This is a genomic window from Methylobacterium frigidaeris (assembly GCF_022179185.1).
GTDB lineage: Bacteria > Pseudomonadota > Alphaproteobacteria > Rhizobiales > Beijerinckiaceae > Methylobacterium > Methylobacterium frigidaeris.
Genome location: NZ_BPQJ01000002.1, coordinates 149,661 through 161,597 on the forward strand (window position 1 = coordinate 149,661; position 11,937 = coordinate 161,597).

The following is an 11,937-nucleotide window of genomic DNA, read 5'->3' on the forward strand; positions in this document are numbered from 1 at the left end:
ACCCGCCTCACCGCTCGCGCAGCGCCCGATAGGCCGCATAGCCCGACAACGCCGCCAGCCCGAACCAAGTTAGTGCGTAGATCAGGTGATGGTTGCGGAACGCCACGACGGTGAGCCCGCCGACCGGCCCACCGGGGCGATTGGCCGATGCATCCGCGTCGATGAAGTAGGGCGCCACCGGACCGAGGCCCTTGGCCGCCGCGATCGCCGCGACGTCGCGGGAATACCAGCGGTCGTGGGCCGGATCGTTGCTGCGCAGGAAGCCGCCGCCGGGCTCGGGCAGGCGCAACAGGCCCGTCACCGTCCTCTCCCCGCCTCCGGATACGGCCTGCCAATCGGCCGGCACGAAGCCGCGATTGATCAGGATCGTGTCGCCGGCCTCGGTCACGAGGGGGACGAGGAGCCAGGAGCCGGCGCCCTTCTCGGTCACCGCCAGGGTGCGGACGGCACGGTCGGAGAGGAAGCGGCCTTGCACCGTGACGCGGCGATACTCGTCGGCATCGCGGGAGATCTTTGGCCACTCGGCCCGGCCGGGCGCCGGGACGGGGGGGCTCGCGAGCCGCGCCTCGACTCGGGCGATGAGGTCGAGCTTCCAGGCCCGGCGCTCGACCTGCCAGATCCCGAGACCGACGAACAGGGCGGTCGCCAGGAGCGAGAGCGCCACCAGGACGAGGCGCTTGGCCCCCGGGGCGGACCGGGGCGGAGCCGCCCCGGCCGGTGTCTGTCGATCGTCGCTCGCGATCGTCACGGCATGTTGCGCATGTCGCCCGGCGACATCGGCATCATGTTGGTGTTGAGGTGGTACATCACCCAGAGCGAGCCCGACAGAGCGATCACCACCAGCACGATGGTGAAGATCAGCGCCATCATGGTCCAGCCGCCTTCCGAGCGCGCGTTCATGTGCAGGAAGTAGATCATGTGAACCACGATCTGCACGACCGCGAAGGCCATGATGACGAGCGAGGTGACGCGTGGATCGGTGAAGACCTCGGCCATCACCAGCCAGAACGGGATCGCCGTCAGGATCGCCGACAGGACGAAGCCGGTGATGTAGCCCTTCCGGCTGCCGTGGCCGGCCTCGTGGTGGTCGTGGACGACTTCGACGTGCACGTCGTCGGAAGCGGGCGCGCGGGCGCTCATGTCAGGGACCCCATCAGGTAGACGAAGGTGAAGACGCCGATCCAGATCACGTCGAGGAAGTGCCAGAACATGCTCAGGCACATCAGCCGGCGGCGGTTGGCTTCGATCAGGCCGCGCTGGTGCACCTGCACCATCAGGGTCACGAGCCAGATCAGCCCGAAGGTGACGTGCAGGCCGTGCGTCCCGACCAGGGTGAAGAACGAGGACAGGAAGGCGCTGCGCTGGGGCGTGGCGCCCTCGTGGATCAGGTGGGCGAACTCGTAGAGCTCGAGGCCGATGAAGCAGAGGCCGAAGGCCCCGGTGATCGCCAGCCAGCGCTGGGTCATGCGCTGGTCGCCCTTCTCCATCTCCAGCATGGCGAAGCCGTAGGTGATGGAGGAGAACAGCAGCATGGCGGTGTTCACCGCCACGAGCTTGAGATCGAACAGGTCCGCGCCGGACGGGCCCGCCGCGTAGTTCCGTCCCAGCACGCCGTACGTCGCGAACAGGATCGCGAAGATCAGGCAGTCGCTCATCAGGTAGAGCCAGAACCCGAGCATGGTCCCGCCCTCGGCGTGACCGTGCTCGTCGTCCGAGACATAGAAGTGCAGCTCGGCGTCGCTCGCCGTGACGGTCTGTGACTGTGCCATGGCGGGGTCCTCAGGCGCCGACGGGGGTGGGGGCCGGGGCGAGGGCGAGTGCGCGGGTGCGCTCGTCCTCGGTCCGCGCGACCTCGTCGGCGGGGATGTAGTAGTCGCGGTCGTAGTTGAAGGTGTGGATGATGGTCGCCGCGATCACGCCCACGAAGGCGATCGCCGCCAACCACCAGACGTACCACACCATGGCGACGCCGAAGACGGTGGCGATGGCCGAGATGATGATGCCCGCGCCGGTGTTCTTCGGCATGTGGATCGGCTTGTAGCCCTCCAGCGGACGCTTGTAGCCGCGGCTCTTCATGTCCCACCAGGCATCGCCGTCATGCACCAGCGGGGTGAAGGCGAAGTTGTAGGCCGGCGGCGGCGAGGACGTCGCCCATTCGAGGGTGCGGCCGCCCCAGGGATCGCCGGTGAGGTCGGCGAGCTGCTCGCGCCGCAGGATGCTGACGGCGAACTGGACGATCATCGCGGCGATGCCGCAGGCGACCAGGAGGGCGCCGAAGGCCGCGATCACGAAGAGCGGCTGCAGCGAGTGGTCGGCGAAGGAGCTCATGCGCCGGGTCACGCCCATCAGGCCGAGGATGTAGAGCGGCATGAAGGCGACCCAGAAGCCGACCACCCAGCACCAGAACGACACCTTGCCCCAGAACGGGTCGAGGCGGAAGCCGAAGGCCTTCGGCCACCAGTAGTAGATGCCGGCGAACAGGCCGAACAGCACGCCGCCGATGATCACGTTGTGGAAGTGCGCGACCAGGAACAGCGAGTTGTGCAGCACGAAGTCGGCCGGGGGCACGGCGAGCAGCACGCCGGTCATGCCGCCGATGACGAAGGTCAGCATGAAGGCGACGGTCCACATCATCGGCAGATCGAAGCGGATCCGGCCGCGATACATGGTGAACAGCCAGTTGAAGATCTTCGCGCCGGTCGGGATCGAGATGATCATCGTGGTGATGCCGAAGAACGAGTTGACGCTCGCCCCCGACCCCATGGTGAAGAAGTGGTGCAGCCAGACCAGGTAGGACAGGATGGTGATGACCACCGTGGCGTAGACCATCGAGGCGTAGCCGAACAGGCGCTTGCCGCAGAAGGTCGAGACCACCTCGGAGAAGATGCCGAAGGCCGGCAGCACCAGGATGTAGACCTCGGGGTGGCCCCAGATCCAGATCAGGTTCACGTACATCATCGGGTTGCCGCCGAGATCGTTCGTGAAGAAGTTGGTGCCGACGTAGCGGTCGAGCGTGAGCAGCGCCAGCACAGCCCCGAGCACCGGGAACGAGGCGACGATCAGGATGTTGGTGCAGAGCGAGGTCCAGGTGAAGACCGGCATCTTCATCATCGACATGCCCGGCGCCCGCATCTTGACGATGGTGGCGATCAGGTTGACGCCCGACAAGGTCGTGCCGACGCCGGCGATCTGCAGCGCCCAGATGTAGTAGTCGACGCCGGTGCTCGGCGAGTAGGCGATGTTCGACAGCGGCGGATAGGCGAGCCAGCCGGTGGCCGCGAACTCGCCGACGAACAGCGACATCATCGTCAGCACGACGCCGCCGGCGGTCATCCAGAAGCTGAAGTTGTTGAGGAACGGGAAGGCGACGTCGCGGGCGCCGATCTGCAGCGGCACCACGAAGTTCATCAGCCCGGTGACCAGCGGCATCGCCACGAAGAAGATCATGATCACGCCGTGGGCGGTGAAGATCTGGTCGTAGTGGTGCGGCGGCAGGAAGCCCTCGGCGCCGCCATGGGCGATCGCCTGCTGCGACCGCATCAGCGCCGCGTCGGCGAAGCCGCGCAGCAGCATGACGAGGCCGAGGACCATGTACATGATCCCGATCTTCTTGTGGTCGACGCTGGTCAGCCAGTCGCGCCAGAGCGGCCCCCAGAGCTTGTAGCGGGTCAGCGCGCCGAGGATGGCAAGGCCGCCCAACGCCACCACGACGAAGGTCACCACCACGATCGGCTCGTGGAGCGGCAGGGATTCGATGGTGAAGCGGCCGAACAGCAGCCGCCACCAATGCGGGTAGGCTTCGATCGGATTGTGCTCGGAATTCATGGCTCAGCCTGGAATGCGGGTCGTTCTGTCGGGGTCCGGGCTCTCAGTTCAGGCGCGGCGTCGCAGGGGACGCGGCGGACGTCTTCGAGGCGTTGCCGAGGCCGTAGGCGTCGGCGGGGGTGCAGAGCGCGGTGACGAAGGTCGCCTGCTGGGTCGCGCCGGTGCCGCGGCGGACGGCCTTGTCGTAGGTGAGGCTCATGACGCTGTGCAGGCCCTCGCGGCCGCCGCCGCCGCGGGCGTCGATCGCCGCCATGTCGTGCATGCACATCTTGGCGCGGTCGACGCACATGTTGAGGATCGCGTCGTAGAGGTCGGCGTCGACGGTCTTGTAGTAGCGCACCGGCTCCTTCTCGCTCGGGCGCTCGAGCTTCAGGTAGTCGGCCCGGGTGAGGCCGCCGCCCTCCTGCTTGACCTTGTCGACCCAGGCGCTGAACCCGCCCTCGTCGACGCCCTTGAAGGTGAAGCGCATGTGGGAGAACCCGGCTCCGCTGTAATTGGCCGAGAAACCCTCGTAGTCGCCGGCCTTGTTGATCACGGCGTTGAGCCGCGTCTGCATGCCCGGCATGGCGTAGATCTGGCCGGCCAGCGCCGGGATGAACAGCGAGTTCATCACCGAGGAGGAGGTGATGCGGAACTCGATCGGCCGGTCGACGGGGGCAGCGACCTCGTTGAGCGAGGCGATGCCCTGCTCGGGGTAGAGAAAGAGCCACTTCCAGTCGAGGGCGACGACCTGGACCACCAGGGGCTTGCCGGAGACCATCGGGTCGCCGACACTCGACACGATCGGCTTCGAGGCGCTGATGCGGCTGACCGACCGATAGGGATCGAGCAGGTGGGTGCCGAGCCAGGTGAGCGCTCCGAGCGCCACGATGATCAGCAGTGGCGCCGACCAGATCACCACCTCGAGACCAATCGAGTGATGGAAGCTCGGGTCGTAGACCGCCTTCTTGTTGCCCTCGCGATAGTGCCAGGCGAAGGCGACGGTCAGCGCCATCACCGGCACGATGATGAGGAGCATCAGCACCGTGGAGGCGATCAGCAGGTTACGCTGCTGCAGCGCCACGTCGCCCGCGGGCGACAGGAGCACCATATTGCATCCTCCGGTGAGGAGGATGAACGGAAGTACGAGGAGGAGGCGCAAGTGTTTCACGGGCAGCCCGGACGATCAGCTTTCGGCTCCTGTCCTGTACGCCCGCCGGGGCACTCGCGGGATTGGACGTTTTGTCCAGGCCCCCAAAGGGCCGGTTCTCCTCTAAGGAAGGGGTCTTCGTAGAGTGACGAAGCAGGATTCCGATATGGCCACGATCACGGCGGACCCCGCCGCCGCCAACTCCTCCAAGCCGGAACGGGATGCCCGCCTGGTCTCGTCGGAGCCCGGCCACGTCGCCCCCGGCGAGATCGCCCTCGGGGTCATCATCGGCCGCACCTCCGAGTTCTTCGACTTCTTCGTGTTCGGCCTCGCCTGCGTGCTGGTCTTCCCGCGCCTGGTGTTCCCGTGGGCCGAGCCGGTGACCGGCACGCTGTACTCGTTCGGGCTCTTCGCCCTCGCCTTCGTGGCGCGGCCGGTCGGCTCGGTGCTGTTCATGTCGATCGACCGGCGCTACGGCCGGGCGACGAAGCTCACCATCGCGCTCTTCCTGCTCGGCCTCTCGACCTGCCTCATCGCCTTCCTGCCGGGCTACGAGACGATCGGGCACTGGTCGGCGGTGCTGCTCGGCCTGTGCCGGATCGGCCAGGGCCTGGCGCTCGGCGGCGCCTGGGACGGGCTCGCCTCGCTTCTCGCCCTCAACGCGCCGGAGAACCGCCGCGGCTGGTACGCGATGCTGCCGCAGCTCGGCGCGCCGGTCGGCTTCATGCTGGCGAGCGGGCTGTTCGCGTTCTTCCAGCTCCAGCTGTCGGATGCCGACTTCATGGGCTTCGGCTGGCGCTACCCGTTCTTCGTCGCGTTCACCATCAACGTGGTGGCGCTGTTCGCGCGCCTGCGCCTCGTGGCGACGGAGGAGTTCCGCCGCCTGCTCGAGGCCGACGAGCTCGAGCCGGAGCCGGTCCTCGAGACGGTGCGGGCGAGCGGCCGCAACATCCTGGTCGGCGCCTTCGTGCCGCTGGCCTGCTACGCGCTGTTCCACCTCGTCACGGTGTTCCCGGTCAGCTGGATCAACCTGTTCACCGGCCGCTCGGTCGGCGAGTTCCTGATGGTGCAGTTCGCCGGCGCCACCATCGCCACGATGACGATCATCATGTCGGGCCTGATCGCCGACCAGATCGGGCGGCGCTCCACCATCGCGCTCGCCGCCGCCCTGATCGGCCTGTTCGCCCTCGGCAGCATCGTTGCCCCGCTGCTCTTCGGCGACAGCATGGCCGGGCAGACGATCTTCGTGGTGGTCGGCTTCGCGCTGCTCGGCCTCGCCTACGGCCAGAGCTCGGGCGCCATCGCGGAGAATTTCGGCACCAAGTACCGCTATACCGGCTCGGCGCTGACCTCCGACCTCGCCTGGCTCGTCGGCGCCGGCTTCGCCCCGCTGGTCGCGCTCTACGCCTCGAGCCATCTCGGCCTGCCGTGGGTCGGCGTGTACCTGCTGTCCGGCGCGGTCTGCACGCTCGGCGCGCTCGGGCTCAACCGGCGGCTCGGGGTGTCGGCCTGAAGCGCGTCCCGCAACGGACCGGGATGCCGGTTCGTCGCGAAGCGCGCGGCACGAGCGGAGAGACAGGAGCACCGCCCGATCCGACCGATCGGGCGGTGCTCCTCATTCCGGCTTCGCCTCGGCGGCGAAGATCGTCATGCTCGATCCGAGGTTCAGCGCCGGCTCGCGCGGCGTGTTGACGAAGCGCAGCAGGACCAGCGTCTCGCCCATGACCATCTTGAAGGCGGGCGTGATCTTGAAGGGCAGGCATCGATCGAGCGCGGCGTAGGCAGCCGCCTCGTACGCGCGCTTCGCCGGCTCGTCGCCCTTCAGGACCCTGGCGAGCACGCGGGGCGGACCTCGCAGTCCACCATCGGGCGCGAAGAGAAACTGGAAGGCGACGACGGATCCCTCCGTGCCGCGCGGCACCGTCCAGCACTTGACGAAGGCGGCGCGGATTTCGGCCCACGAATGAATGCCTTCGACGGCACGGGCCGATCCCATGCTCAGCACGATGCCTGCCGCTGCGATCATCGGGACGCGCATCTCGCTCTTCGCCCCCAATCAAGTACACGCCATGCTTTCGGAGAGTTGACGACGGACCGGATCACGCCGTCAACTGCCATTTCCTCGCAAGCACGCCGATGGTCCCCGACGCACAGGCGGCGGTCGGGAGCCAGAGCATCGTTCGACCGGGCATCCGGCGACAGGACGGGCGCATCCCGTCCGCGCATCGCGGCTGGACCGCCCGATCGGTGATCCGGAGCCTCGCCTACTCCGCCCCCACGCGGAACCGCGCCGCGTGGCTGCCGATCTCCTCGAAGGCCCCCGGCGCCGCACTCGCCTCGGTGAGGGCTGCCCGCGCCTCCTCGGGGCTCACGCTCCCAGGCAGCGCCAGGAGCTGGCTCAATCCTCCGCCGAGACCGGCGCTCGCCACCACCTCGCCACCCAGCTCGGCCACCGCCTCCGCCGCCTCGTCGCGCCAGCGCTCGAACCGGGCGGCGTAGAGCACCCAGTCGCGCTGGGCCGCGCTCGGATCGTCGAGGGGCTTGGCGATGCAGAAGACCGGGGTGCCGGCCGGGTGGCCGGGCCGCTCGATAAAGGGCAGCCGGGCGATCACCTTCGGGCGGCCCGGACCCGCGAGCAGGCGCCACCACGCCCCGGCCGTCACCCCCTGGTCGAGGCGGAAGACCCCGAGATCGCCGCGCGAGGCGGCCACCGCGGCGATCACGGCGGCGGCGCTCGGATGCGGCCGGTACGGCACCGTGAAGCCGAAATGGAACCGGGCCGAATCGCGCATCGGCGCATCGCCGCCCGAGACGTCGGCATGGACGGCGAACGGCGCCTGCACGTAGGTGAAGGTGGCGATGATGACCCGCCAGATCCCCTCCACCGTGTCGAGGGGCAGGAGACCGGTATGGCGCTCGGCGATCGCCCGCATCATCGAGGCCTCGCGGCCGGGCCGAAAGGCGGAGCCGGAGGCCGAGGTCTTCTTGACGGCGATCAGCCGGTCGATGATCCGGCCGCGCTCCATCAGGAGGTCGTGCATGGCGGAATCGATGCGGTCGATGTCGGCCCGGAGGGCGGCGAGGTCGGCGGGCGGGGTCGACGTCATGGCGTCCCGTGAGGCAGCGGCGGAAAAGTCCGTCTTACGACCGGCTGCGCCCGCGGGCCAGGGCCGCCGTCGCGCGAGCCTCCGAGAGAATGCCCTTCTGTCGATTGACGACGCGACAGCGAAGCCCTACCTCTCTCGTCCGTCGAAGCGGAATTTTTGGACGCTTTAACGACCGGTCCGGTTTGGAGAACGAATCGTCTCCGGTTTTTTCCCAGCCAACGCCTCGTCAAGCCCGCCATCCGGCGACAGCCCCGTGAGAAGCATGGCCACACCACTCCTGAAGCCCGGCCCCGAGACTGCCTCCCAGGCGGTCGAGCCGACGAGCCCCGTCGCTCGGTTCGAGGCGGACGCAGCCCTGGCGATGGATGCGGGCGTGGATCTGGCGCCCTGGCAGATCGCCTACCAGACGGCGGGCACGCTCAACGCGGCGCGCAGCAACGCGGTGCTGGTCTGCCACGCGCTCACCGGCGACCAGCATTTCGCCAACACCCATCCGGTGACCGGCAAGTCCGGCTGGTGGGACCGCCTGGTCGGGCCCGGCAAGCCGGTCGACACCGACCGCTACTTCGTGATCTGCGCCAACGTGGTCGGCTCCTGCATGGGCACGACGGGACCTGCCTCGCTCAACCCGGCGACAGGCCGCGCCTACGGCCTCGACTTCCCGCTCGTCACCATCCGCGACATGGTGCGGGGCCAGGCGATGCTGCTCGACCGGCTCGGCATCAAGGACCTGTTCCTCTGTATCGGCGGCTCGATGGGCGGGATGCAGGTGCTGCAATGGGCGGCGAGCTACCCCGAGCGGGTCTTCGCCGCGATGCCGATCGCCACGGGCGCGCGCCACTCGGCCCAGAACATCGCCTTCCACGAGGTCGGAAGGCAGGCGATCCTCGCCGACCCGAACTGGCACGGCGGGCGCTACCTCGATGTCGGCACGCGGCCCGCCAAGGGCCTCGGCGTCGCCCGGATGGGCGCGCACATCACCTACCTGTCGGAGCCGGCGCTCCACCGCAAGTTCGGCCGCCGCCTGCAGGACCGGGACGCCCCGACCTTCTCGTTCGACGCCGACTTCCAGATCGAGAGCTACCTGCGCCACCAGGGCATCACCTTCGTCGAGCGCTTCGACGCCAACGCCTATCTCTACCTCACCCGGGCGATGGACTATTTCGACCTCGCCGCCGACCATGGCGGCGTGCTCGCCAACGCCTTCCGGGGCACGCGGACGCGGTTCTGCATCATGTCCTTCACCTCCGACTGGCTGTTTCCGACCGCCGATTCGCGGGCGATCGTCCACGCGCTCAACGCCGCGGCGGCTCCGGTCGCCTTCGTCGAGGTGGAGAGCGACAAGGGCCACGACGCCTTCCTGCTCGACGAGCCCGCGATGGTCTCGGCGGCCAAGGGCTTCATCGCAGCCGCGGCCCGGGAGCGCGGCCTGTGAGCGCGACCGCCTCCCTCGCCCCGGCGGGCCTGCCCCAGGACGCCACCGGCTCCACCCGCATCGACCACCTGGTGATGCTCAACCTCGTCGAGCCCGGATCGCGGGTGCTCGACGTCGGCTGCGGCGACGGCTCGCTGCTCGCGCTCCTGCGCGACCGGCGCGGCGTCGACGGCCGCGGCATCGAATTGTCGCGCGAGGGTGTCAATGCCTGCCTCGCCCACGGCCTGCCGGTGATCCAGGGCGACGCCGACACCGATCTCGCCGCCTATCCGGACGACGCCTTCGATTACGTGATCCTGTCGCAGACGATCCAGGCGACGCGCCAGCCCAAGGTGGTGCTGGAGCACCTGCTGCGGATCGGCCGGCGGGCGATCGTGTCGTTCCCGAATTTCGGCCATTGGCGGGTGCGCAGCGAGCTGCTGCTGCGCGGGCGGATGCCGGTGACCGACACCCTGCCCGATCCCTGGTACGAGACCCCCAACATCCACCACTGCACCATCCGCGACTTCGTCGGCCTCTGCCGCCTCGTCGGCGCCCGGATCGAGCGCGCCTCGGCCCTCGATGCGTCGGGCCACCCGATGCGCTTCGCCCTGCCCTGGTGGGTGTGGAACCTCGTCGGCACGCAGGGGGTGTTCCTCCTGCGACGGGGGTGAGCGGTCCCACGCCGCCGCGATGATCGCGCCTCGCCGCATCTCCGGCGTCACGCCCCTCCTCCTGGCCTTCGCCTGTGGATCGGCCGTGGCCGAGGAGGCCGACCTCGCGGCCCTCGAGACCCGCTGGCACGCTTGCGTGCGGCAGGCCTTCACCGGACAGCCCCTCGGGATGGAGCGGCGGGCGGCGCAGCGGGCGGCGCTCGCCGCCTGCAAGCCGCAGGAGGACGCCTACGTCCACGCCATGCTGGCCGCGCAGGAGGCCGAGGCGCGGGCCCGCGCCACGCGCGGCGTCGTCGCCCGGGCGAGGGACTGGGCGCTCGGCGCGGCGGGCTCGGCGCGGGCGGCGGCCGGCGGGCTCATGGACCGCCTGCGCTGGTGAACCGTGGCGCTCCGGCCCCGTTGAGGCCCTTGAAGCCCGCACCGTCCGGAGACCCGACATGACCGCTCCCTTGACCGCTCCCTGGCGCGCCCTCCTCGGCGCCCTGCCGCTCGCCGCCCTGCTCTCGGCCGCGCCCGCCCTCGCCCAGCAGCCGGCCGCTCCCGATCCGGCGGCGGGCTTCCTGACCCGGCCTGAGCCAGGCTTCATGCGGGCCTCGAAGCTCGTCGGCGTGACGGTGATCGGCATGGACCACGTCCGGGTCGGCGAGATCGAGGACGTGCTGCTGACCGAGGACGGACGGGTGCGGGCGGTGGTGATCGGCGTCGGCGGCTTCCTCGGCATCGGCCAGAAATCCGTGGCGGTCCCCTTCGACAAGCTGGCCTGGAACACCGGCGCCGCCGCCGCCGAGGCCCCGCCGTCCCACACCACGCCCGAGCGCGCGCCCAGCGACGCCGCCGCGAGCACCGCCGGCCCGGAGACCATGCCGGGCGCCAAGGTGACCGACCAGGCGCTCGCCGCCGTGCCGGCCAGGCGCAGCGGCACCGTCGACGACGCCACCGGCTCGGTCGCGGCGCCCGAGCCCCGCGGCCGCGCCACGGTGCTGGCGACGGGGCCCGGCGGCACGGTGAGGGAGGCCGAGGTGCGGCTAACCAAGGCGCAGCTCCAGGCCGCACCGGCCTTCAAGTACGAGGTCGCCCGCTGAGCGCTGCGAGCCTCCGCTGGCGCCCGCTGCGGGCGTCGGACTTGGCTGGCGCCTCGGCCATCGCCGCCCGCATCCACCCGGGTTACCCGGAGGACGACGCGGTGATGGCCGAGCGCCTGCGCCTGTGCCCGGAGGGCTGCTTCGCGCTGACGGCCGACGGAGACCTGCTGGGCTACGCCGTCGGCCATCCGTGGTTCGCAAGGTCGGTGCCAGAACTCGACACTCTCCTGGGCTTCCTGCCGGAGCCGGCGGGCGCCTGGTGCATTCACGACGTCGCCCTGCTCCCCGAGGCGCGCGGGCGCGGCGGCGCGGCCGAGCTCGTCGGCCTCATGCGGGACGAGGCCCGGCGGCGCGGCCTGCCCGCGATGGTGCTGGTCGCGGTCGGCAATGCCGCCGGCTTCTGGCACCGCCACGGCTTCCGGCCGATCCTCGAGGCGCCGCCTTCCGGCTACGGCGCCGGCGCGACCCTGATGATGCGGGAGGTGGCTGCCTCTGCGTGAGGCGGGCGGGCGCGACGCCGCCCGTCCTTGCGGACTCGACTGTGACATTCGGCCGTTCTCGCACCGGCGGCCTCTGGCCGAGACCGGACGCTGCGCCACCTAGCCTGGCATTGTTCCGAACTCGGCTGCGGCATGATGAGGACGGCGTGCAGAGCGTGACCTCCGCCTTGAATCATGGGTGCCCCGATCCCGGGTGCCCGATGCAC

The 11,937-nt window shown here is 69.8% G+C and carries 13 protein-coding genes; 6 read left to right on the forward strand and 7 right to left on the reverse strand.

The window, feature by feature from the left end; translation table 11 throughout:
* Positions 1–7: 7 nt before the first annotated feature.
* Genes MFF64_RS02605 through cyoA form a run of 5 tightly spaced genes read right to left on the reverse strand, consistent with a single transcriptional unit; the run spans position 8 to position 4,975 of the window.
* Positions 8–748 carry an SURF1 family protein gene (locus tag MFF64_RS02605; protein WP_425324333.1) on the reverse strand — a complete coding sequence of 247 codons (741 nt, stop codon included), beginning with the start codon at positions 746–748 and terminating at the stop codon, positions 8–10.
* Complete coding sequence (gene cyoD, locus MFF64_RS02610; RefSeq protein ID WP_099900691.1) at positions 745–1,140, reverse strand: cytochrome o ubiquinol oxidase subunit IV; 396 nt, start codon at positions 1,138–1,140, stop codon at positions 745–747. Before cyoD ends, MFF64_RS02605 begins: the two co-directional genes overlap by 4 nt.
* A complete protein-coding gene (gene cyoC, locus MFF64_RS02615; protein WP_238189445.1) occupies positions 1,137–1,769 on the reverse strand; it encodes a cytochrome o ubiquinol oxidase subunit III in 633 nt (210 codons plus the stop codon). Before cyoC ends, cyoD begins: the two co-directional genes overlap by 4 nt.
* A 10-nt stretch (positions 1,770–1,779) precedes the next feature.
* Positions 1,780–3,825, reverse strand: a complete 2,046-nt coding sequence (cyoB, locus tag MFF64_RS02620) for a cytochrome o ubiquinol oxidase subunit I (protein ID WP_099903114.1) — start codon at positions 3,823–3,825, stop codon at positions 1,780–1,782.
* Between the two features lie 43 nt (positions 3,826–3,868).
* Positions 3,869–4,975, reverse strand: a complete 1,107-nt coding sequence (gene cyoA, locus MFF64_RS02625) for a ubiquinol oxidase subunit II (RefSeq protein ID WP_238189448.1) — start codon at positions 4,973–4,975, stop codon at positions 3,869–3,871.
* Between the two features lie 145 nt (positions 4,976–5,120).
* Here cyoA and MFF64_RS02630 point away from each other — a divergent pair, with 145 nt between their 5' ends.
* A complete protein-coding gene (locus MFF64_RS02630) occupies positions 5,121–6,467 on the forward strand; it encodes an MFS transporter (protein WP_238189450.1) in 1,347 nt (448 codons plus the stop codon).
* A gap of 102 nt (positions 6,468–6,569) precedes the next feature.
* Here MFF64_RS02630 and MFF64_RS02635 read toward each other — a convergent pair whose 3' ends face one another.
* The gene (locus tag MFF64_RS02635) at positions 6,570–6,992 is read right to left on the reverse strand and encodes a UCP034077 family protein (protein WP_238189452.1); all 423 of its coding nucleotides are present in this window, start codon (positions 6,990–6,992) and stop codon (positions 6,570–6,572) included.
* 226 nt (positions 6,993–7,218) lie between these two features.
* Positions 7,219–8,061: a chorismate mutase gene (locus tag MFF64_RS02640; RefSeq protein WP_238189454.1), complete on the reverse strand. Its 843-nt coding sequence runs from the start codon at positions 8,059–8,061 to the stop codon at positions 7,219–7,221.
* Positions 8,062–8,323: 262 nt separating this feature from the next.
* On the opposite strand from MFF64_RS02640, the gene metX reads away from it, so the two are divergent.
* Genes metX through MFF64_RS02665 form a run of 5 tightly spaced genes read left to right on the forward strand, consistent with a single transcriptional unit; the run spans position 8,324 to position 11,731 of the window.
* A complete protein-coding gene (gene metX / locus MFF64_RS02645; protein ID WP_099905039.1) occupies positions 8,324–9,496 on the forward strand; it encodes a homoserine O-acetyltransferase MetX in 1,173 nt (390 codons plus the stop codon).
* Positions 9,493–10,149 (forward strand): methionine biosynthesis protein MetW, encoded by a 657-nt coding sequence (gene metW / locus MFF64_RS02650; protein WP_099905037.1) that lies wholly within the window; start codon positions 9,493–9,495, stop codon positions 10,147–10,149. Before metX ends, metW begins: the two co-directional genes overlap by 4 nt.
* Before the next feature lie 19 nt (positions 10,150–10,168).
* Entirely contained in the window at positions 10,169–10,528 is a 360-nt protein-coding gene (locus tag MFF64_RS02655; RefSeq protein ID WP_165795790.1) for a hypothetical protein, read from the forward strand.
* 58 nt (positions 10,529–10,586) lie between these two features.
* The gene (locus MFF64_RS02660; protein WP_099905035.1) at positions 10,587–11,231 is read left to right on the forward strand and encodes a PRC-barrel domain-containing protein; all 645 of its coding nucleotides are present in this window, start codon (positions 10,587–10,589) and stop codon (positions 11,229–11,231) included.
* A gap of 41 nt (positions 11,232–11,272) precedes the next feature.
* Positions 11,273–11,731: a GNAT family N-acetyltransferase gene (locus MFF64_RS02665; protein ID WP_099905033.1), complete on the forward strand. Its 459-nt coding sequence runs from the start codon at positions 11,273–11,275 to the stop codon at positions 11,729–11,731.
* The last annotated feature ends 206 nt before the right edge of the window (positions 11,732–11,937 follow it).

Coding starts and splice junctions, on each gene's coding strand:
- MFF64_RS02640 (WP_238189454.1), bottom strand. CDS start 8,061: ATGACGTCGACCCCGCCCGCCGACCTCGCCGCCCTCCGGGCCGACATC.
- MFF64_RS02655 (WP_165795790.1), top strand. CDS start 10,169: ATGATCGCGCCTCGCCGCATCTCCGGCGTCACGCCCCTCCTCCTGGCC.
- MFF64_RS02660 (WP_099905035.1), top strand. CDS start 10,587: ATGACCGCTCCCTTGACCGCTCCCTGGCGCGCCCTCCTCGGCGCCCTG.
- metX (WP_099905039.1), top strand. CDS start 8,324: ATGGCCACACCACTCCTGAAGCCCGGCCCCGAGACTGCCTCCCAGGCG.
- cyoD (WP_099900691.1), bottom strand. CDS start 1,140: ATGAGCGCCCGCGCGCCCGCTTCCGACGACGTGCACGTCGAAGTCGTC.
- cyoB (WP_099903114.1), bottom strand. CDS start 3,825: ATGAATTCCGAGCACAATCCGATCGAAGCCTACCCGCATTGGTGGCGG.
- MFF64_RS02630 (WP_238189450.1), top strand. CDS start 5,121: ATGGCCACGATCACGGCGGACCCCGCCGCCGCCAACTCCTCCAAGCCG.
- cyoC (WP_238189445.1), bottom strand. CDS start 1,769: ATGGCACAGTCACAGACCGTCACGGCGAGCGACGCCGAGCTGCACTTC.
- MFF64_RS02635 (WP_238189452.1), bottom strand. CDS start 6,992: ATGCGCGTCCCGATGATCGCAGCGGCAGGCATCGTGCTGAGCATGGGA.